The sequence below is a fragment of the Enterococcus spodopteracolus genome (assembly GCF_030441955.1).
GTDB lineage: Bacteria > Bacillota > Bacilli > Lactobacillales > Enterococcaceae > Enterococcus_B > Enterococcus_B spodopteracolus.
The window spans coordinates 1-231 of the sequence record NZ_JARJHD010000187.1 but is presented as its reverse complement, the minus strand read 5'-3'; the positions used below and the strand labels follow the sequence as shown (position 1 = coordinate 231).

1 protein-coding gene is annotated in these 231 nt (G+C 44.2%); it reads right to left on the bottom strand.

The window, feature by feature from the left end; all coding sequences use genetic code 11:
- Window positions 1-229 (bottom strand): EF2685/EF0750 family sortase-dependent surface protein (locus P3R27_RS15120; RefSeq protein ID WP_498371333.1); only part of this gene is annotated, 229 nt, incomplete at its 3' end.
- Window positions 230-231 lie beyond the last annotated feature (2 nt).

The window sequence follows — 231 nt, the reverse complement described above, 5'->3', positions numbered from 1 at the left end:
AAATATTCATCTGACTCTCGTTCGTTTGTGGTAATTTGTTATGCTCGCTCTTTGTCACTTCTGATGGTGTTTGAGCGATTTCTTTGGGGAAGATTGGTTTTACCTCAACTTCGGGTGCTGGCTCTGGCGTTCCCGGTGTTTCATAGACGCCAGTAAAACCAATCGTCCCTTCAGTTTCCACCGAACGTACTTCTGTCCCATGAACAACTAGTGGTGTATACATTTGAATCA